General features: G+C 69.0%; 15 protein-coding genes. 5 read left to right on the top strand and 10 right to left on the bottom strand.

Annotation, left to right across the window (positions count from 1 at the left end):
• Positions 1-41 precede the first annotated feature (41 nt).
• From DTL70_RS22085 to DTL70_RS22045, 9 genes are all read right to left on the bottom strand, one after another.
• Positions 42-965 carry an ABC transporter permease gene (locus tag DTL70_RS22085; RefSeq protein WP_114023738.1) on the bottom strand — a complete coding sequence of 308 codons (924 nt, stop codon included), beginning with the start codon at positions 963-965 and terminating at the stop codon, positions 42-44.
• A 6-nt stretch (positions 966-971) separates the two neighbouring features.
• Positions 972-2,621 carry a peptide ABC transporter substrate-binding protein gene (locus DTL70_RS22080; RefSeq protein ID WP_114023737.1) on the bottom strand — a complete coding sequence of 550 codons (1,650 nt, stop codon included), beginning with the start codon at positions 2,619-2,621 and terminating at the stop codon, positions 972-974.
• 151 nt (positions 2,622-2,772) lie between these two features.
• The gene (locus DTL70_RS22075; RefSeq protein WP_281278717.1) at positions 2,773-3,849 is read right to left on the bottom strand and encodes an ABC transporter ATP-binding protein; all 1,077 of its coding nucleotides are present in this window, start codon (positions 3,847-3,849) and stop codon (positions 2,773-2,775) included.
• On the bottom strand, positions 3,842-4,873 hold the full coding sequence (locus DTL70_RS22070; protein ID WP_114023736.1) for an ABC transporter ATP-binding protein: 1,032 nt from the start codon (positions 4,871-4,873) through the stop codon (positions 3,842-3,844). The genes DTL70_RS22075 and DTL70_RS22070 overlap by 8 nt, the downstream gene beginning before the upstream one ends.
• Positions 4,836-5,780, bottom strand: a complete 945-nt coding sequence (locus DTL70_RS22065) for an ABC transporter permease (protein ID WP_114023735.1) — start codon at positions 5,778-5,780, stop codon at positions 4,836-4,838. Before DTL70_RS22065 ends, DTL70_RS22070 begins: the two co-directional genes overlap by 38 nt.
• On the bottom strand, positions 5,773-6,702 hold the full coding sequence (locus DTL70_RS22060) for an ABC transporter permease (protein ID WP_114023734.1): 930 nt from the start codon (positions 6,700-6,702) through the stop codon (positions 5,773-5,775). The genes DTL70_RS22065 and DTL70_RS22060 overlap by 8 nt, the downstream gene beginning before the upstream one ends.
• 85 nt (positions 6,703-6,787) lie before the next feature.
• On the bottom strand, positions 6,788-8,398 hold the full coding sequence (locus DTL70_RS22055) for a peptide ABC transporter substrate-binding protein (RefSeq protein ID WP_114023733.1): 1,611 nt from the start codon (positions 8,396-8,398) through the stop codon (positions 6,788-6,790).
• 445 nt (positions 8,399-8,843) lie between these two features.
• Positions 8,844-10,715, bottom strand: a complete 1,872-nt coding sequence (typA, locus tag DTL70_RS22050) for a translational GTPase TypA (RefSeq protein ID WP_114023732.1) — start codon at positions 10,713-10,715, stop codon at positions 8,844-8,846.
• A 768-nt stretch (positions 10,716-11,483) separates the two neighbouring features.
• The gene (locus DTL70_RS22045; RefSeq protein ID WP_114023731.1) at positions 11,484-13,847 is read right to left on the bottom strand and encodes an ABC transporter family substrate-binding protein; all 2,364 of its coding nucleotides are present in this window, start codon (positions 13,845-13,847) and stop codon (positions 11,484-11,486) included.
• 246 nt (positions 13,848-14,093) lie between these two features.
• Here DTL70_RS22045 and DTL70_RS22040 point away from each other — a divergent pair, with 246 nt between their 5' ends.
• From DTL70_RS22040 to DTL70_RS22015, 5 genes are all read left to right on the top strand, one after another.
• The gene (locus DTL70_RS22040; RefSeq protein ID WP_114023730.1) at positions 14,094-14,444 is read left to right on the top strand and encodes a hypothetical protein; all 351 of its coding nucleotides are present in this window, start codon (positions 14,094-14,096) and stop codon (positions 14,442-14,444) included.
• Positions 14,445-14,884: 440 nt separating this feature from the next.
• Positions 14,885-15,172: a hypothetical protein gene (locus DTL70_RS22030; protein WP_114023729.1), complete on the top strand. Its 288-nt coding sequence runs from the start codon at positions 14,885-14,887 to the stop codon at positions 15,170-15,172.
• A gap of 74 nt (positions 15,173-15,246) precedes the next feature.
• Positions 15,247-16,098: a hypothetical protein gene (locus DTL70_RS22025; RefSeq protein WP_181861034.1), complete on the top strand. Its 852-nt coding sequence runs from the start codon at positions 15,247-15,249 to the stop codon at positions 16,096-16,098.
• A 28-nt stretch (positions 16,099-16,126) separates the two neighbouring features.
• Positions 16,127-18,130, top strand: a complete 2,004-nt coding sequence (locus DTL70_RS22020) for a fumarate reductase/succinate dehydrogenase flavoprotein subunit (RefSeq protein WP_114023728.1) — start codon at positions 16,127-16,129, stop codon at positions 18,128-18,130.
• Positions 18,127-18,915: a succinate dehydrogenase/fumarate reductase iron-sulfur subunit gene (locus DTL70_RS22015; protein WP_114023727.1), complete on the top strand. Its 789-nt coding sequence runs from the start codon at positions 18,127-18,129 to the stop codon at positions 18,913-18,915. Before DTL70_RS22020 ends, DTL70_RS22015 begins: the two co-directional genes overlap by 4 nt.
• Positions 18,916-18,960: 45 nt before the next feature.
• On the opposite strand, the gene DTL70_RS22010 is transcribed toward DTL70_RS22015, so the two are convergent.
• Complete coding sequence (locus DTL70_RS22010; protein WP_114023726.1) at positions 18,961-19,545, bottom strand: hypothetical protein; 585 nt, start codon at positions 19,543-19,545, stop codon at positions 18,961-18,963.
• Positions 19,546-19,577 lie beyond the last annotated feature (32 nt).

The raw sequence follows: 19,577 nt of genomic DNA, 5'->3' as shown, positions 1-19,577 counted from the left end.
TGCGGGTGGGGGTGGGCGCGGTGCGCGCCGGCGGGCGTGGGTCACACATAGCGGATCCTCGGGTCGAGCACGGCGTACAACAGGTCGACGAGCAGGTTCGCGAGGAGGAAGACGATGACGAGGACGGTCACGAAGCCGACGACGGTCGGTGAGTTCTGCCGCACGATGCCCTGCCACAGCTGGAAGCCGACGCCGTGGATGTTGAAGATCCGCTCGGTCACCAGGGCCCCCGCCATCAGGGTGCCGACGTCGGTGCCCAGGAAGGTGACGACGGGGATCAGCGAGTTGCGCAGCAGGTGCCGTACGGTCACCCGGCGCCGCGGCAGTCCCTTGGCGACGGCGGTGCGCACGTAGTCGGCGCGGGAGTTCTCCGCGATGGAGGTGCGGGTCAGCCGGGTGACGTAGGCGAGCGAGACGAGCGCGAGTACCAGTCCGGGCAGCAGCAGCTGGCCCAGCGGCGCGGCGGGCGAGACGGCGGGGGCGATCAGCCCCCACCGGACGCCGAGCAGGTACTGGAAGACGGTGCCGGTCACGAACGTCGGCACCGAGATGACGACGAGGGTCAGCATCAGCACCCCGCTGTCGATGGGCCGCCCGCGGCGCAGGCCGGTCAGCACGCCGAGCACCAGGCCGATGACGATCTCGATGACGACGGCGACGAGCGCCAGCCGGATGGTCAGCGGGAACGCGGTCGCCATCAGCTCGGTCACCGGCTGCCCGTTGAAGGCGTTGCCGAAGTCACCGGAGAAGATCTTGCCCATGTAGAGCCCGTACTGCTGCCAGAGGGGCTTGTCGAGGTTGAACTCCGCGCGCAGCTGTGCGGCCGTCGCCGGGTCGGGCGCCCGGTCGCCGAACATGGCGTTCACCGGGTCGCCGACGGCGTAGACCATCACGAAGATGAGGAACGTCGTCCCGATGAAGACCGGGACCATCTGGAGCAGTCGCCGTACGACATAGCGCCCCACGACGGCTCACTTGACCTTGATGTCGGTGAAGACCGGCACGGAGAAGGGGTTGAGCTTCACGTTGCCGACGCGCTCGGAGTATCCGGCGTTCCCGTTCTGGTACCACAGCGGAATGGCGGGGAACGTCTCAAGGATGCGTTTCTCCGCCTGCTGGAAGAGGCCGATCGCGCTCTTCTGATCGCCGGCCGCGTTCGCCTGGTCGATGAGCTTGTCGACCTTCGGGTCGGAGAATCCGGAGTCGTTGGAGGAGGCGTCGGTGTAGTAGAGGGGCTGGATGAAGTTCTGGATCAGCGGATAGTCCATCTGCCACCCGGTCCTGAACATGCCCTTCATCTTCTTGCCGCTGATGTCGGAGCGGAACTCGCTGAACGTCGGCACCGGATTCACCGTGCAGGCGTTGTTCTTGTCCAGGGTGCGGTTGATGCTGTTGCAGACGGCTTCCATCCACTGCCGGTGGGAGCCGGTGTCCACGTTCGAGGTCAGCGTGATCTTGCCGCCGGGAAGTCCGCCGCCCTGCTTGATGAGCTTCTTGGCCGCTTTCGGGTCGTACTCGCACGCGCTGCCGCACAGGCCGGGCTCGTACCCGCCGCCCGCCCCCAGCACGGGAGAGGTCAGGTCGGTCGCGGGCTCCCGCGTGCCGTGGTAGATCTCCTCGGTCACCTCCTTCCTGTTGATCGCACGGGAGAGGCCCCGCCGCACCAGCGCGCCCTTCTCGCCTTTCCACCGCTTGTCGTACATCGGGAAGGAGAGGGTCTGGGTGATGCCCGCGGGCTGGTTGATGTAGCGGCCGTTCAGGTCCCGCTTGGCGTTCTTGAGCTGCCCGGCCGGCAGTTCGTCGACGACGTCCAGGTTTCCGGCCTGCAAGTCGGTGTAGCCGGTGTTCTGATCGGTGTAGACCCGCAGCTCGACGCCCTTGTTCCGCGGCTTGTCCGCGCCGTTGTAGTGCGTGTTGCGCGACAGCTTCATCGACTGACCGCGGGTGTAGGAGTCCACCTTGTACGGGCCGTTGCCCACCGGCTTCTTCAGCCAGCCTTCGTGGTCGGTGAAGAAGGACTTCGGCAGGGGCGCGTAAGCGCTGTAGCCGAGCGTCTGCGGCCACATGGAGAACTTCTGGTTGAGCTTCACCGTGAAGGCGCGGTCGCCGGTGACCTTCAGCCCCGACATCTTCTTCGCCTCGGGCTTCCCCTTCTCGGGGTGGACGTCGTCGTAGCCGTCGATGTACTGGAAGAAGTAGGAGTTGACCTGCTTGTTGGTGACCAGCGCGCCGTAGTTCCACGCGTCCACGAACGACTTCGCCGTCACCGGCGTGCCGTCGGAGAACTTCCAGCCCTTCTCCAGCTTGATGCGGAAGGTGCGCTGGTCGTCGGTCGTGATGGACTCGGCGACGGCGTTCTTGGCCTCACCCGTGCTCGGGTCGTATTTCTTGAGCCCCCGCATGATCATGTCGAGGACCTTGCCGCCCTGCACCTCGTTGGTGTTCGCCGGCTCGACCGGATGCTGCGGGTCGGTCCAGAAGGCGCGGATCACACCGTCGGGTGCCCCGCCGCCGGCACCTCCCGAGCTGGAACCGCCACCGCAGGCGGTCGCCGTGAGCGCGAGCACACCCACGGCGGCGAGCGCCCTCCTGGTCATGGTCACGCGGGTGGCTCCACGCATGGGTGCCTCCTGGAAGCGCTGTGGGTCCGAGTTCGACTCGGACCCACTTAACACCTTTTGACACCATATGCCCGGATGCCGTGCCCGGGCCCCGGAGGGCCGGAACCCGTATGGACCACACGGGCGGGCACGACAGCCCCCAGGGCCGGACTCAGACCGCGACCACGGCCGCCCGCTCCTCGGCGAAGTGGCAGGCCGACGGGTGCGCGGCGCCCGACTCCGCCTCCTCGAACGGCGCGGGAATCGCCAGCAGAGGCACCTCTTCGGCGCAGCGCGCCTCCGCCTTCCAGCAGCGGGTACGGAACCGGCAGCCCGACGGCGGATTCGCCGGTGAGGGCACGTCGCCCTCCAGCACGATCCGCTCCCTGCGCCCCTCCGCCTCGGGATCGGGCACCGGCACGGCCGACAGCAGCGCCTGCGTGTACGGGTGCGTCGGGTGCTCGTAGATCTCCTCGTCGCTGCCGATCTCCGCCATCTTGCCCAGGTACATCACGCCGACGCGGTCGGAGATGTGCCGCACGATCGACAGGTCGTGCGCGATGAACATGTACGAGAGGCCGAACTCGTCCTGGAGGCGCTCCATCAGGTTGACGACCTGCGCCTGCACCGAGACGTCCAGCGCCGAGACCGGCTCGTCCGCCACGATGATCTCCGGACGCAGCGCCAGACCCCGCGCGATCCCGATGCGCTGCCGCTGACCCCCGCTGAACTGGTGCGGATACCGGTTCACATACTCCGGGTTCAGCCCCACCACATCCAGCAGCTCCTGCACCTTGGCCCGCCGGTCCCCCTTCGGCGCCACCTCCGGATGGATGTCGAACGGCTCCCCGATGATGTCACCCACCGTCATCCGCGGATTCAACGACGTGTACGGATCCTGGAACACCATCTGGATGTTCCGCCGCACCGCCTTCAAAGCACGCCCCGACAGCTTGGTGATGTCCTCGCCCTTGTAGCGGATGGTCCCGGAGGTCGGCGCCTCCAGGTTCATCAGCAGCTTGGCCACGGTCGACTTGCCGCAGCCGGACTCGCCGACGATGCCCAGCGTCTCGCCCGGGTAGAGGTCGAAGGAGATGCCGTCGACGGCCTTGACCGCGCCGACCTGCCGCTTGAAGAGAACGCCCTGCGTCAGCGGGAAGTGCTTGACCAGGTCCCGCACCTCGAGGATCGGCTCGCCCGCCGCATACGAGCTCTCGGTCTGCTTGGTCAGCTGAGGCTTCTCACTCACCGAGGGTCTCCTTCCAGAAGTGGCACGCGCTGCCGCGTCCTTCGCCGACCTCGGCGAGCGGGGGCAGTTCACTGCGGCAGACGTCCCGTGCGACGGGGCAGCGCGGGTGGAAGGCGCAGCCGTCGGGAACCTTGGCCATGTTGGGCGGCAGGCCCTGGATCGCGTAGAGCTCCTTGCCCTTCTGGTCGAGGCGGGGAATGGACTCCAGCAGCCCCTTGGTGTAGGGGTGGGCCGGAGCCTTGTACAGCTCCTTGACCGGCGCCGTCTCCACGATCCGGCCCGCGTACATCACCGCGATCTTGTCCGCGACGTCCGCCACCACACCCAGGTCATGGGTGATCAGGATGAGCCCCATGTTGAACTCACGCTGCAGATCCGCCAGCAGCTCCATCACCTGCGCCTGCACCGTGACGTCCAGCGCGGTCGTCGGCTCGTCCGCGATGATCAGATCGGGCTCCAGCGCCAACGCCATCGCGATCATGATGCGCTGCCGCATGCCGCCGCTGAACTGGTGCGGGTAGTCGCTCACCCGGGCCTTGGCGGCCGGGATCTTCACCCGGTCCATCAGCTCGATGGCCTTGGCCTTCGCCTCCTTGCGGGAGGCGCCCTGGTGGACGCGGAACATCTCCGCCAGCTGGTAGCCGACGGTCAGCACCGGGTTCAGGGAGGAGAGCGCGTCCTGGAAGATCATGGCGATGCGGGCGCCGCGGATCTTGCGGCGCTCCTCCTTGGACATCGCGAGCATGTCCTCGCCGTGGAAGAGGATCTTCCCCTGGGGGATGCGCCCGGGCGGCATGTCCAGGATGCCCATGATCGCCTGGGCGGTCACCGACTTGCCTGAACCGGACTCGCCGAGCACCGCGAGCGTCTCGCCGGCCTCGACCTGGTAGTTCACACCGTTGACGGCCTTGACGATGCCGTCCCGGGTGTGGAAATCGACGTGCAGGTCCCGCACTTCGAGCAGGGTCATATGAGGCGCGCCTCCCTCAACGGCTCTTGGGATCGAGGGCGTTGCGGACCGCATCGCCGAGCATGATGAACGCCAGGACGGTCAGGGAGACCATGATGGCGGGGGAAATGAGCATGTGGGGCGCGGTACGCAGGCCGTCCTTGCCGGCGGAGACGTCGACACCCCAGGAGACCGTGGGCTCGGCCAGGCCGATACCCAGGTAGGAGAGGGTCGCCTCGGCCGCGATGTAACCGCCGAGCGCCGTCGTGGCGACGACGATGACGGGAGCGACCGCGTTGGGCACGATGTGCCGGAACATGATCCGCGCCGTGCTCGCGCCCAGCGACTTCGCGGCGTGCACGTAGTCGCTCTGCTTGACGGTGATCACCGAGCCGCGGGCGACACGGGCGATCTGCGTCCAGCCGAGGAAGAGCAGCGCGGTGATCACCACCCAGACGTTGCCCTCGGTGAAGGTGGTCAGCACCACCATGGCACCCAGCAGGAAGGGGATGCCCTGGAAGATGTCGGTGATCCGGGAGAGCACGCTGTCGATCCAGCCGCCGAAGTAGCCGGCGACGAGGCCGACGAGGCCGCCGAGGATCGTCACGAAGAGCGTCACCAGGACGCCGACGAGGACGGTCGCGCGGGCACCGTAGACCATGCGCGCCCACACGGAGCGGCCCTGGGTGTCGTACCCGAACCAGTCCTCCGCGAAGAAGTGGCTGTAGTTGGGCTTGCCCTGGTAGTGGTGCGTCAGGTCGCCCACCGTCGGGGAAGCCGAGGTGAACAGGCTGGGGAAGGCCACCATCACCAGCAGCACCACGATCAGCACGGCCGAGATGACGAAGAGCGGGTTCCGGCGCAGATCGTGCCAGGCGTCCGACCACAGACTGCGCCCCTTGGCCGGCTTGGCGTCGTTGCCCGGCGGAGCGGGCTTGGGGTCGGTGGACGCCGAGGCGGACACGTTCAGGGTCTCAGTCATAACGGATCCTCGGGTCCAGGACCGCGTAAAGCAGGTCGACGAGCAGGCTTGCGACGAGGTAGACGATGACGATCAGCGTGGCGATGCCGACGACCGTGGATCCCTCGCGGCGGTTGAGCGCCTCGAAGATGGTGTTACCGACGCCGTGCACGTTGAAGATGCCTTCGGTGACGATCGCCCCGGTCATCAACGCGCCGATGTCGGTACCGAGGAAGGTGACGACGGGGATCAGCGAGTTGCGCAGCAGGTGGACACCGACCACCCGGCGCCGGGGCAGCCCCTTGGCGACGGCGGTGCGGATGTAGTCGGCCCGTTTGTTCTCCGCCACCGAGGTGCGGGTCAGCCGTGTGACATACGCCAAGGAGAGCGCGGCGAGGACGAGCGCGGGCAGCAGCAACTGCCCCATATCTCGGGAGTCCTGCACCGTGGGGGTCAGCCAGCCGAGCTGGAAGGCGAAGAAGTACTGGAAGAGGTAGCCGAGGACGAAGCTGGGCACCGAGATCAGCAGCAGCGTGAAGATCAGCACGACCCGGTCGAACACTTTCTCGGCGAACAGGCCGGAGACCAGGCCGAGCAGTACACCGATGAGAACGGTGAAGAAGAAGGCGAACAGCGTGAGCCGGACGGTCACGGGGAACGCCTGCGAGATCACCTCGGCGACCGGTCTCTGAGTGGCTATCTGGGTGCCGAAGTCGCCCTGGAAAAGACCGGTGAGGTAGTTCCAGTACTGGTGCCACAACGGCAGGTCGAGACCGAGCTGATGCTTGATCGTGGCGATCTGCGCCGGGTCGGGCTTCTTCTCACCGAAGAGCGCCGCCACGGGGTCGCCGGGCAGCGCGAACATCATGCAGAAGATCAGCAGAGTCGACCCGATGAAGACCGGGATCATCTGGAGCAGTCGCCGTGCGACATAGCGCCCCATAGTGCCTCCGTAACGGAAAGGGAGCTCGGGAACGGCCGGGGCCGCCGCTCGTGGCGGTGCGGCCCCGGCGTCTTCCCGGGTGCTGCTACTTGACGGTGATGTCGGTCAGGAGGACGTTGCCGTCGAAGCCGACCTTGACGTCGTCGATGCCCTCGCCGTGCACGATGTTGGCCGCGTAGTCCCACAGCGGGATGGCCGGCATCTTCTTGAGCAGTTCCTTCTCGGCCGCCTGGTAGTCCTTGATGGACCCCTCCAGCGTCTCGGCGTGGTCGCCCTTCTCGAAGAGCTCGTCGACCTTCTTGTCGGAGAACCGGCCGTAGTTGGTGGAGGCGCCGGTCTTGTACAGGTCCTGCATGAAGTTCACGTTCAGCGGGTAGTCCGCGAGCCAGCCGCCCCGGTAGGTGCCCTTGACCTTGTTGGCCTGGCGGGCCTCGAGGTCGGTCTGGAAGTCCGGCTTGGAGTCACCCACGCACTTCACGCCGGTGGCCTTGGTGATGCTGTTGCAGACAGCCGTCACCCATTCCTTGTGGCCGCCGTCGGCGTTGTACTGGATCCAGATCTTGTTGCCCGGGATGCCGCCGCCGTCCTTGATGTACTTCTTGGCCTTCTTCGGGTTGTAGGTCAGGACGTCGGTGTCCAGCTTCTGGTAGCCCTTGACCTGCGGCGGGGTGAACGCCTTGGAGGGGATGCGGGTGCCCTGGAGCACCGTCTTGGTGATCGTCTCGCGGTCGATCGCCATCGACAGGCCCTGGATGACCTTCGGGTCCACGTCCTTGAACGGCTTGGAGTAGACGGCCGGGACGATGCTCTGGGTGCCCGCGTACGGGACGTCGAGCGCGCGGTCGCCGAAGTCGGACTTGCGCTTGGGCAGGTCCTTCGGGCCGACGCCGTCGACCAGGTCCAGGTTGCCGGACAGCGCGTCCTGGTAGGCCGACTCCAGCTTGGAGTAGGTCTTGAACTGGACGCCCTTGTTCTTGGCCTTGTTGGAGCCCTTGTAGCTGTCCACGGCCTTGACCTGGATCAGCTTGTTGTGGGTCCACTTCTGGAACTTGTACGGGCCGTTGCCGACCGGCTTCTGGCCGAACGCCTTGGGGTCCTTGTAGAAGGACTCGGGCAGCGGCGTGAAGGTCTTGTAGCCCAGCTTGTACTCGAAGTACGGAACCGGCTTGGCCAGCTCGATGGTGAAGGTGTGGTCGTCGACGACCTTCAGCCCCTCCATCTCGTCCTTCTTGGGCTTGCCCTTCTCCGGGTGGACGTCCTCGTAGCCCTTGATGTCGCCGAACCAGTAGCTGTTGGCCTGCTTGTTCTCGACGTTGGCCATCCAGTTCCACGCCTTGACGTACGACTCGGCGGTCACGTCCGTGCCGTCGTGGAACTTCCAGCCCTTCTTGAGCTTGACAGTCCAGGTCTTGTTGTCCTTGGACTTCACCGACTCGGCGTTCTCGTTCTTCAGCTCGCCCTTGCCGTCGTAGCCGACGAGGCCGGTGAACAGCGCGTCGATGACGTAGCCGCCGAACTTCTCGTTCGTGTTGGACGGCATCAGCGGGTGCTGGGGTTCGCCGTTGAACATCGAGACGTACCCGGCGGGCTTGCCCGACGCGTTGCCGTCGTCGCCGGAACCGCCACCGCACGCCGTGGCGGCCAGCGCCACGGCCGCCGCAAGAGCGGACCACTGCATCATCTTCGCACCACGCATGGAGCGACCTCCTAGAGTCGTTCACCAAGGAAGAAGGGGCGGTGCCATGGCCGGCAGCCTGCCGGTCCGTGCTACACGCCCCCACGCTCGCGGAGTCGCCGCCCACCTGACGGTGCGTGACCCATTAACCCGAGCTCGATGCACTCACTATCTGCCCTCACCCCCCGTGTGGACCAGATGTGAAGAGTCTCGGTTTGATTACACCTACATCCGGTTGTCCGTTAAGCGACAAGAACGACTCCGAGAACCCCACCAAAACGGACAGTCGCTCAGGTTGCCGAACCGTTATCCGGACACCGGAATGCGGAGAGGGCCACGCCCCGCGGGCGTGGCCCTCTCCGCTTCCGCACCAATCGCTACGCTGCGCAACCGGGCACCGACTGCCTTCGGGGCCCGGCCGCGTCCTGGCCCGGCTACCTCGCGGACCGGCCGCGTCCTGGCCCGGCTACCTCTTGGCCCGCGCGGCAGCCCGCGCGCGCTCCTTCATGTCGAGGTTCACCTTGCGGATACGGACCGTCTCCGGTGTCACCTCGATGCACTCGTCCTCGCGGCAGAACTCCAGGGACTGCTCCAGCGACAGCTTGCGCGGCGGCACCAGGTTCTCCGTCGTGTCGGCGGAGGCCGCGCGCATGTTGGTCATCTTCTTTTCCTTGGTGATGTTGACATCCATGTCGTCGGAACGGGAGTTCTCGCCGACCAGCATGCCCTCGTACACCTCGGTGCCGGGCTCGATGAAGATCACACCGCGCTCCTGCAGGTTCATCATCGCGAAAGGCGTCGCCTTGCCCGCCCGGTCCGCGACCAGCGACCCGCTGCGGCGCGTGCGCAGATCCCCGAACCACGGCTCGTGGCCCTCGAAGAGCGAGTGCGCGATGCCGGTCCCCCGGGTCTCGGTCAGGAACTCGGTACGGAAACCGATCAGGCCCCGCGCCGGAACCAGCCACTCCATCCGCACCCAGCCGGAACCGTGGTTGGTCATCGTCTCCATACGGCCCTTGCGGGACGCCATGAGCTGGGTGATCGCACCCAGGTACTCCTCGGGGGCGTCGATCGTCATGCGCTCCACCGGCTCGTGGACCTTGCCGTCGATCTCGCGAGTGACGACCTCCGGCTTGCCCACCGTCAGCTCGAAGCCCTCCCGGCGCATCGTCTCCACCAGAATCGCCAGCGCCAGCTCACCACGGCCCTGCACCTCCCAGGTGTCGGGGCGCTCCGTCGGCAGGACGCGCAGCGAGACGTTACCGATCAGCTCCCGGTCCAGCCGGTCCTTGACCAGCCGCGCGGTGACCTTGTGCCCCTTGCCGCCCTTGCCCACCAGCGGAGAGTTGTTCGTGCCGATCGTCATGGAGATCGCGGGCTCGTCCACGGTGATCAACGGGAGCGCGACCGGGTTCTCCGGGTCGGCGAGCGTCTCACCGATCATGATGTCCGGGATACCGGCGACGGCGCAGATGTCCCCGGGGCCCGCCTTCTCGGCCGGCTTGCGGGTCAGCGCGTCGGTCATCATCAACTCGGTGATACGCACGCTCTGCACCGAGCCGTCGCGCTTCATCCAGGCCACGGTCTGGCCCTTCTTCAGCTCGCCCGCCTCCACACGCAGCAGCGCGATCCGGCCCAGGAAGTTGTCGGCGTCCAGGTTGGTGACGTGCGCCTGGAGCGGCGCCGCCTCCTCGAAGGTGGGCGCGGGAACCGTCTCCAGCAGCGTGGTGAAGAACGGCTCCAGATTGCTGCTGTCCGCCGGCACCGCGCCGTCCGCCGGCTGGGTCAGCGAGGCGATGCCGTCCCGCGCACAGGCGTAGACGATCGGGAACTCGATCTGCTCCTCGTCGGCGTCCAGATCGAGGAACAGGTCGTAGGTCTCGTCCACGACCTCCGAGATCCGGGCGTCGGGACGGTCCGTCTTGTTCACGCAGAGGATCACCGGAAGCCGGGCCTCCAGCGCCTTGCGCAGCACGAAGCGGGTCTGCGGCAGCGGCCCCTCGGAGGAGTCGACGAGCAGGACGACCGCGTCCACCATCGACAGACCCCGCTCGACCTCGCCGCCGAAGTCGGCGTGGCCCGGAGTGTCGATGATGTTGATGGTGACGGGGTCACCACCGTCCTTGGGGTGGTACCTGACCGCGGTGTTCTTGGCGAGAATGGTGATGCCCTTCTCGCGCTCCAGGTCGTTGGAGTCCATCACCCGGTCGTCGACGGATTCGAGCTGGTGGGCCGCGAAGGCTCCGGCCTGCTTGAGCATGGCGTCGACGAGAGTCGTCTTGCCGTGGTCGACGTGGGCGACGATGGCGACGTTGCGGATGTCGTGGCGCGTGGGCACTGAGGGGTGTCTCCCGGGTTGACGGATGAGGCCGCGCTCCCCCGGCCTCCGGCCGGGGCGCCCCCGGCCCGTGAGGGCCGGGCCGCGGGCCCTGATGCCGGGCTCGGCTCGCCGCGGCCTCACACGCCATGGTACGGGCAGCCACGCGAAGCCCCCGACGGGGCCGCCACGCCACCGGCTACCGCCGGACCACCCGACCGCACTTCCGCCCCATGCGGGCCCGCACTGTGCCGCGTAAGCCGCTGGGCCGCGGGGCCGCTGTGCCGCACCTGGCCTGCGCCTCCCCGTCACGGCGCCTGCCCCACCCACCCGCGCCCGGACCGGTTCGCTGAGCCGAGTGCCTACTCCTCACCCGCCAGGTGCTCATCGTCACACCAGGGCGCTCACCCACGACGCGCCGCCCCACGGGCCGCCCGGCACCGAGCGGGCCCCCGCCCGGTAGACCACCGCCACCCGCACCCGGCCACCACCGGGCCGCGCGTGCCCTACCCGCCCCCGAACGCACCGCCGCGCGGTGCACCCGCTCCTCGGGTGGGGCCGCCGTCCGGAGGGGGTGTCACCGTCAGTACTCGGGCGCCGTCGGGCCGGCCCCGTGTTCCCACCCGTCGAGGGCACCCTCACGTTCCCGCGGGCGGGGCCCCGCGGGAACGGGGCGGCGCCGCCCCGTTCCCGCGCCCGCAGGGCGGAGGGCGCACCGGGGGCGCGCCCGGTGTGCCGAGGCGGCCGTGCCGGCTCCCGGGTTCGGGAGCCGGCACGGTGCGGGAGGGCTCAGGTGCGGCGGTAGCCGATGTCCTCGTAGTGGGGCGTGCTGAAGCCGAACGCTCCGACGTTGGCCAGGTCGCGCTTGGCCGCGATCAGTTGCGGGCGCTGGTAGAGGGGCAGGGATCCGGCCACTGCCCAGATCCGTGCGTCCGCCTTCTCCATCAGTTCCTTGCGCGCCCCGTCGTCCAGTTCCCCTGCCGCCTGCTCGAAGAGCTGGTCGATCCGGTCGGTGCCCACCCGTGCGTAGTTCTGCTCGACGAGCAGCGAGCCGTCGGAGGCGGGCTGCGGCTTGGCGAAGATCGGCCGGGCCTCGGTCGCGGGGAAGGCGGTCGCGGGCCAGGCGTAGAGCGCCAGGTCGTAGTCGCCCGTGGCGATGTGGTCCTTGAAGTAGCTTTCGCCGGGTACTTCCTTGATCTGCGTGCGGATGCCGATTTCGTCGAGCATCTGCGCGATGCGCTCGCCCGTGGCCCGCAGCTGGGCGGAGCCCTTGCCGGCGGGCAGGACGAAGCGGAGGGCCAGCGGTTTGCCGCCCTTGCTGCGTACGGCGCCGGCCGGGTCGACCGCGAGGGTGCGCATCTCGTCGGCCGTGGCCTGTACCTTCTGTGCCGTCTTCAGCGCGGACTCGGCCCGGCTCAGCTTCCGCTGGGAGCCCGATTCCTTGGCCGAGGCGAGGCGCGCGTGTGCGGCCTGGGCGAGGATGGCGCCGCGCTGGGTGGTGGTGGAGACGGTCAGTCCGAGCGGCTTGTCGACCACCTGGGCGATCTGCGCCGCGGTGAGCCGCGGCACGGAGGCCTCGGCTTCGGCGCGGTAGGGCGCGCGGGCGCCCGCCTGCGGGGACGCCGCGGCGGCCGGCGGCTCGGCCGGTCCGCCCTGTGGCTTTTCCCGGCCGTCCCGCTCGCCGGACTTCGGGGGGGTTCCGGCGGAGGGCTCGTCGGCGCCTGCTCCGCTCTTGCCCTGGGCGAGGGGGCCGCCGGCCTTCCAGCCCGCATCCGCGAGGAGGGACTGCGCGGAGTCGATGTCCTCGCCGCCGACCGCGTCGCTGTTGTCCTGGTAGCCGTCCTGGTTGGTCATCCGCAGGTGGCTGCCGAGTGGTTTGTCGGGCAGGCCTGTGCCCTCCAGCGCCTGCTTGGCGAGCTCGTCGCGGTCGATGGCGCGGGCGACGGCGCGGCGTACCCGTTCGTCGGACAGCGGCCCGCGGGAGCCGTTGAGGGCGAGCTGGGTGTAGGCGGGGTCGAGGGCGCGGCGCACCTCGTAGGAGCCGAGTTGCTCGGCGGTGGCCGCGCCGAACTTCTTACGGGCCTCGCGGCGGCGCTTCTCGCGCAGCTTCGCCTCTTGCTTCTCGGAGCGCTTCTTCGCCGCGTCGGGGCGCTGGGGGCCGCCGAGACCGTTCGCGACGCCGATCTTCTTCGCGGCGGAGCCGCTGATGTCGGCGACGTCGATCTTCCCCTTGGTCAGCGCCTTGGCGCGCTTGTCGCGGGGTACGGCGGTCAGCACGATGCGGTCGAGTTTCGCGCGCTCGCCCCACCAGCGGGGGTTGCGCCGCAGGACGGTGTGCTCGCGGTCCTTGTCGGCCTTGGTGACCTTGAAGGGTCCTGCCACGGCGGCGAGCTCGGTGCGGGAGCCGTCGTTGAAGGCGTGCGGGCTGCGCATCGCCTGCTTCGGGTAGAGCGGGGTGAACAGCGACCGCCAGTCCGCGTAGGGCTTGGCGAAGACGACCTCGACCTCGCCCGCGTGCTGTCCCGCGGAGATTTTCTTGATGCGGTCGTAGCCGGCGTTGCGTGCCGTCCAGTACGCCTTGTCCTTGCCGCGCAGCGCCTTCCACTGGGCGCGGAAGTCGGCTGCGGACAGGCGGCGGCCGTCGCTCCAGCGTGCTTTCGGGTTGAGCTTGTAGACGACGGTCTGCCGCGGTTCGGTCGCGGTGACCTCGGCGCCGCGCAGGAAGTCCTTGTTCAGCTGGGCCTTCCCGTGCTTGTCGAGGGTGAACAGCGCGGGCAGGGTGGCTCCGGCGACCCGCTCGGTGGCCTCGGTGGCGTCGGGCTGGAAGACGTTGAAGGTGGTGGGCTTGGCGTCGACCGCCCAGCGCAGGGTGCCGCCGGAGGTGACCTGCGCGCGCTCGGTGCCGTGGATGTCGCCGTCCGCGTCGGCCGAGCCCTGCCCGATGCCGGCGCCCGCCGCGCCGTCCTGGGAGTCTCCCGCGCTGCATGCGGCCAGCGGCAGCAGTACTCCGGCGACCAGTCCGGCGACCCATCGCCGGGCCCCGCCGCGGTGCCGGCGGTTGCCGGAGCTGTGGCGCAGGACCGTGCGGCGGGGGGACTGTGCTGGCTGTGGCGGCCACGGGGGCCGTGCTGACTCGGCTGGGACGGCTCGCATGCTGAAACCTCCGGGGCTGACCGCGCGCCCGCAACGTCCTCTTCTGGCGGTTTTTGCGGTTCATCACATCTTTTCGCCCCACTCGCGGCGCACCCAAACCCGGGAGTCCGCCAGACGCGACGTGTGGGCTCCGCACGTCACCCGTGCGGAGCACCGCACCGCGCGAGGTCCCGCTCCGCCGTTTCCCCGACTCCCGCCCCGGAACAAGGCAGACTGGCGCACAGTCACCGCGAGGAGAACCGGCACATGACCACCCACCCCGAGGAACAGGCCGAACTGGTTCCCCGCCCCGAACGCACCCCCGGCGCACTCCGGGAAGCACTCTCCGTCGTCGCCCCCGGGCGGTTGCCCGACATGGACAGAGAGAAGGACGAGGCCCTCGCCGAAGCTGTCCGGCAAAGCACCATCGGCCCTTTGCGCGGCTTCCTCCTGCGCTGGGCCGCCGTCATCGAGATCGAACGGTTTCCGGCCCAGGCGCGCCGTTTCCACCGCGCCGAGTACCTCGCTCACGTCTCGGAAGACCCCGAGCAGGCTCGGCACCACGTCCACGAGTCGGGCGACATCCTCCGCGCCGCCTACCGGGAGCTCGGCGAGTGAGCTGGGAATGGGAATACGACCCGTCGGAGGAGTACCTGGTCGGAGGAGCTGATCCGGGCTTCGTCGCACAGGTCGAAGCCGCGCCGACGAGCTTGCCCGCGCGGCCGCCGCGCTTCCCCTGGAAGGCTCCGCCTACCAGGGGGAGAACCCCAAGAGCGCGACAGCTCACGTACCAGGTGGCATGTTCGAGTACCTCATCGTCGTGAGGCATGAACGCATCTATATCCGGCAGGTGACCGTGTACTGACCCCCGGACGGACGGCCCCGCACCGCGACGTCCGGTGGGCGCCGTACCCGGGCGTGGCAACTTCGCGCCCCGCGCGAGGTGACCCGTACGGGCGGAAAGACGTGTCGCACTCTTCACAAGAAGGAGTGTGACGCGCAACACTCGCCAGGCGCATGGACCAAGCTGGCCGCGGCCTAGCGGAGGTGGGCAACTCATGTCTCTGCACGATGAACTGACGGTCGCTCAGCGCTGTCTGGACGATCTCGCACGCTGCGTCAGCCGACTCGAACAGCACGTCGGCAGCGGGCTGGAGATCCGGCGGATGCGCAGCGACACCGAGCACCTGCGGGAATCGCTCTCCCTGTTGAGAGCCACCGCGCCGCGGCAGCCCGGTGCGCCGCGCGCCGAGATGGTGACGATTTCCGACCAGCCCTACGACCCCGGCCTGTGGATGGATGTCGACGACGAGGGGCTGGGGGCGCGCGACCGGCACGCACCGTGACTCGATGGATACTGCGAGTTCACACGGCAGGCCCTTGCCGCCCTTGATCCCCGTCGTCTCTTCCGGAGATTCCGTTGGCCACTGGCACCGAACCCCAACAGAACACGGGGCCCCGACAGACCGCGGGCCCCCAAGCCACCGGCGTACGCGGGAGCACGCGCGCCGCCATCGCCGCGCCGCACCTGCGCAAGGACCGCTGGTGGCTGGCGCCCGCGGTCACCGTGCTGGGGCTGCTGGCGTTCGTCGTCTACTCCACCTGGCGCGCGTTCGCGGGCGCCGACTACTACCACGCGCCCTACGTGTCGCCGTTCTACTCGCCGTGCCTGGCGGACAACTGCGCGACGATGAAGGGCGGACCCAACTGGGCACTGTTCGGCCAGTGGTGGGGGCTCTCCCCTGCGCTGCTCATCCTGATCTTCCCGCTGGGTTTCCGGCTCACCTGCTACTACTACCGCAAGGCCTACTACCGCGGGTTCTGGGCCTCTCCCCCGGCCTGTGCGGTGGCCGAGCCGCACAAGACGTACTCCGGCGAGACCCGCTTCCCGCTGATCCTGCAGAACATCCACCGCTACTTCTTCTACGCGGCGCTGCTCGTCGCGGCGGTCCTCACCTGGGACACCCTGCTCGGCTTCCGCAACGCGGAGTACGCGTGGGGACACATGGGTCTGGGCACCCTGATCTTCCTCGTCAACATCGTGCTGATCTGGGCGTACACCCTCTCGTGCCACTCCTGCCGCCACATCGTGGGCGGCCGGCTGCGGCACTTCTCCAAGCACCCGGTGCGCTACCGCATGTGGGGCTGGGTCGGAAAGCTCAACGAGCGGCACATGCTGCTCGCCTGGGCCTCGTTGATCAGCGTGGCGCTCGCGGACTTCTACGTCTACCTGCTGGCCACCGGCGCGTTCACCGACCCGCGCTTCTTCTGAAGAGAGATGTGAGAGGGAATACAGCGACATGGCACACGTCGAACGCCACCAGTGGGACGTCGTCATCATCGGCGCGGGCGGCGCCGGGTTGCGCGCCGCGATCGAGGCGCGCGAGAGGGGGCTGCGCACGGCGGTGATCTGCAAGTCCCTGTTCGGCAAGGCCCACACGGTGATGGCCGAGGGCGGCATCGCCGCCAGCATGGGCAACGTCAACGACGGCGACAACTGGCAGGTCCACTTCCGCGACACGATGCGCGGCGGCAAGTTCCTCAACCAGTGGCGGATGGCCGAGCTGCACGCCCGCGAGGCCCCCGACCGGGTGTGGGAGCTGGAGACGTGGGGGGCGCTGTTCGACCGTACGAAGGACGGGCGGATCTCGCAGCGCAACTTCGGCGGCCACGAGTACCCGCGCCTCGCGCACGTCGGCGACCGTACGGGCCTGGAGCTGATCCGTACGCTCCAGCAGAAGGTCGTCTCCCTCCAGCAGGAGGACTTCAAGGAGAGCGGCGACTACGAGGCCCGCATCAAGGTCTTCCAGGAGTGCACCGTCACGCGGATCCTGAAGGAGGACGGCGAGGACGGGGACGAGGGCGGGAGAGTGAGCGGCGCCTTCTGCTACGAGCGGGAGAGCGGCCGCTTCTTCGTGCTGGAGGCGCCGGCGGTGGTGCTGGCGACCGGCGGCATCGGCAAGTCGTTCAAGGTGACCTCCAACTCCTGGGAGTACACGGGCGACGGGCACGCGTTGGCGCTGCTGGCCGGGGCCTCGCTGATCAACATGGAGTTCGTGCAGTTCCACCCCACCGGAATGGTCTGGCCGCCGTCGGTGAAGGGCATCCTGGTCACCGAGTCGGTGCGCGGCGACGGCGGGGTGCTGCGCAACTCCGAGGGCAAGCGGTTCATGTTCGGCTACGTGCCGGACGTCTTCAAGGAGAAGTACGCCGAGTCCGAGCAGGAGGCCGACGGCTGGTACGAGGACCCGGACAGCAACCGCCGCCCGCCCGAGCTGCTGCCGCGCGACGAGGTGGCCCGCGCCATCAACGCCGAGGTCAAGGCCGGGCGCGGCTCCCCGCACGGCGGCGTCTTCCTGGACGTCTCCACCCGGATGCCCGCCGAGACGATCAAGCGGCGGCTGCCCTCGATGCACCACCAGTTCCGCGAGCTGGCTGACGTGGACATCACGGCGGAGCCGATGGAGGTCGGCCCCACCTGCCACTACGTCATGGGCGGCGTGGACGTCGACTCGGACACCGCGGCGGCGCGCGGCGTGCCGGGGCTCTTCGCGGCGGGCGAGGTCGCCGGCGGGATGCACGGCTCCAACCGGCTGGGCGGCAACTCGCTGTCCGACCTGCTGGTCTTCGGGCGGCGCGCCGGCCTGCACGCGGCGGAGTACGCGCGCGCGTGCGCGGGCGGGCGCCCTGCGGTCGGCGCCGAGCAGGTCGACGCGGCGGCGGCCGAGGCGCTGCGCCCGTTCGGCGAGGCGGAGGAGCCGGGTGCCGATGGCCCCTCGGGGGCCACGGGCTCCACAGGCGCCTCCGGTGTCTCCCGCGGCGGGGGCCGCCCCGCCCAGAACCCGTACGCGGTCCACCAGGAACTCCAGCAGTCCATGAACGAGCTGGTCGGCATCATCCGGCGCGAGGAGGAGATGTCCGAGGCGCTGGAGCGCCTCGGCGACCTGCGCGAGCGCGCCGGAAGGGCCACGGTGGAGGGCCACCGGCAGTTCAACCCGGGCTGGCACCTGGCGCTCGACCTGCGCAACATGCTGCTGGTCAGCGAGTGCGTGGCCCGTGCCGCGCTCAACCGCACGGAGTCGCGCGGCGGGCACACCCGCGACGACTACCCGGAGATGGACCGCGAGTGGCGCCGCGCCAACCTCGTCTGCACCCTCAAGGCGGCCGAGGGCAGGGGCGAGCGCGCCGAGCGGATCAGCCTCCGCCGCCGCGAGATGCCGCCGATCCGCAAGGACCTCCTTGAGCTGTTCGAGAAGGAGGAGTTGATCAAGTACCTGACCGACGAGGAGCTGACGAGCGAGTGACTACCGCACCGGACACGACGAGCTACGACGCGCACTTCAAGGTCTGGCGCGGCGATGTGGACGGTGGCGGCCTCGAGGACTTCACCGTCGAGGTCAACGAGGGCGAGGTCGTCCTCGACATCATCCACCGCCTCCAGGCCACCCAGGCACCCGATCTCGCGGTGCGCTGGAACTGCAAGGCGGGCAAGTGCGGCTCGTGCAGCGCCGAGATCAACGGAAGGCCGCGGCTGCTGTGCATGACCCGCATGTCGGTCTTCGACCGCGCCGAGACCATCACGGTGACCCCGCTGCGGGCCTTTCCCGTGGTGCGGGACCTGGTGACCGACGTCGGGTTCAACTACCAGAAGGCGCGCGAGGTGCCCGCGTTCGTGCCGCCGCGGGAGCTGGCGCCCGGTGAGTACCGGATGCAGCAGGAGGACGTCGGGCGCTCGCAGGAGTTCCGCAAGTGCATCGAGTGCTTCCTGTGCCAGGACACCTGCCATGTGGTCCGCGACCACGAGGAGAACAAGACGGCGTTCGCCGGGCCGCGCTTCCTGATGCGAGTCGCCGAACTGGACATGCACCCGCTGGACGCCGCCGACCGGCAGGGCCTGGATCGTCAGTCCGCCGCCCAGGACGAGCACGGGCTCGGCTACTGCAACATCACCAAGTGCTGCACCGAGGTGTGCCCGGAGGGCATCCGCATCACCGACAACGCCCTCATCCCGCTCAAGGAACGGGCCGCCGACCGCAAGTACGACCCGCTGGTCTGGCTCGGCGACAAGATCCGCCGCCGGCAGGGATGACGTGCTCCCCGGCTCCCGGGCGGCACACCCGGGGGCCGCGCCCCGTCAGCTCTCCACGAGCACCGAGAGGAAGTCGGCGACCAGTTCGGGCGGGTTGGCCGCGCCGCTGAGCGCGAACATCTCCTCCGGGTCGAACATGTCGTAGAGGATCACGGGCAGCGGACGCCCCAGGGCCCGTACCAGGTCACCGTCCGCGTGCAGTTCCGCGGCCACGTCGACACAGAGCGCGCGGAAGGCGCCGTCCAGCCGCGCAGCGCACTCGTCCCGCACTTCTTCGGGGGCGTCGTCCTCGTACCAGAGCCCAGCCGCCTCGGACTCGGCGCGGTGCAGCTCGGCGCCGCGCGGATCGTGCTCCTCGTCGTGGCCCAGGACGCGGACGCCTTCCAGGCCCGAGGGCGGGAAGTACGCGTAGCTCCAGCGCACCTCCCACGGGTCGGCGGCCGCGGAGACGGCGAGCTGCCTGGCCACCTCCCCCTCCGTGACGTAGCCGACCGCAAGGTGGGGGAAGCGGGGGTCCTGGTCGACCGCGTCGATCCGGAACGTGACCGCGTAGATGCCGCCGTCCGCGTCCGGGGGAAACTCCGCGAGCACGCGCGCCACCGCCGCTCTCATGTGCTGCCGGAAGGTCATCGGGCTCTCCCCCTGAGTGCCGCGGTCGTGGA

Origin of the sequence: Streptomyces diacarni, assembly GCF_003323715.1 — a bacterium.
Classification (GTDB): domain Bacteria; phylum Actinomycetota; class Actinomycetes; order Streptomycetales; family Streptomycetaceae; genus Streptomyces; species Streptomyces diacarni.
This window is presented reverse-complemented; position numbering and strand designations above follow the sequence as displayed.

Coding starts and splice junctions, on each gene's coding strand:
- DTL70_RS22055 (WP_114023733.1), bottom strand. CDS start 8,398: ATGCGTGGTGCGAAGATGATGCAGTGGTCCGCTCTTGCGGCGGCCGTG.
- DTL70_RS22010 (WP_114023726.1), bottom strand. CDS start 19,545: ATGACCTTCCGGCAGCACATGAGAGCGGCGGTGGCGCGCGTGCTCGCG.
- DTL70_RS22020 (WP_114023728.1), top strand. CDS start 16,127: ATGGCACACGTCGAACGCCACCAGTGGGACGTCGTCATCATCGGCGCG.
- DTL70_RS22080 (WP_114023737.1), bottom strand. CDS start 2,621: ATGCGTGGAGCCACCCGCGTGACCATGACCAGGAGGGCGCTCGCCGCC.
- DTL70_RS22030 (WP_114023729.1), top strand. CDS start 14,885: ATGTCTCTGCACGATGAACTGACGGTCGCTCAGCGCTGTCTGGACGAT.
- DTL70_RS22040 (WP_114023730.1), top strand. CDS start 14,094: ATGACCACCCACCCCGAGGAACAGGCCGAACTGGTTCCCCGCCCCGAA.
- DTL70_RS22065 (WP_114023735.1), bottom strand. CDS start 5,780: ATGACTGAGACCCTGAACGTGTCCGCCTCGGCGTCCACCGACCCCAAG.
- DTL70_RS22060 (WP_114023734.1), bottom strand. CDS start 6,702: ATGGGGCGCTATGTCGCACGGCGACTGCTCCAGATGATCCCGGTCTTC.
- DTL70_RS22045 (WP_114023731.1), bottom strand. CDS start 13,847: ATGCGAGCCGTCCCAGCCGAGTCAGCACGGCCCCCGTGGCCGCCACAG.
- DTL70_RS22070 (WP_114023736.1), bottom strand. CDS start 4,873: ATGCGGTCCGCAACGCCCTCGATCCCAAGAGCCGTTGAGGGAGGCGCG.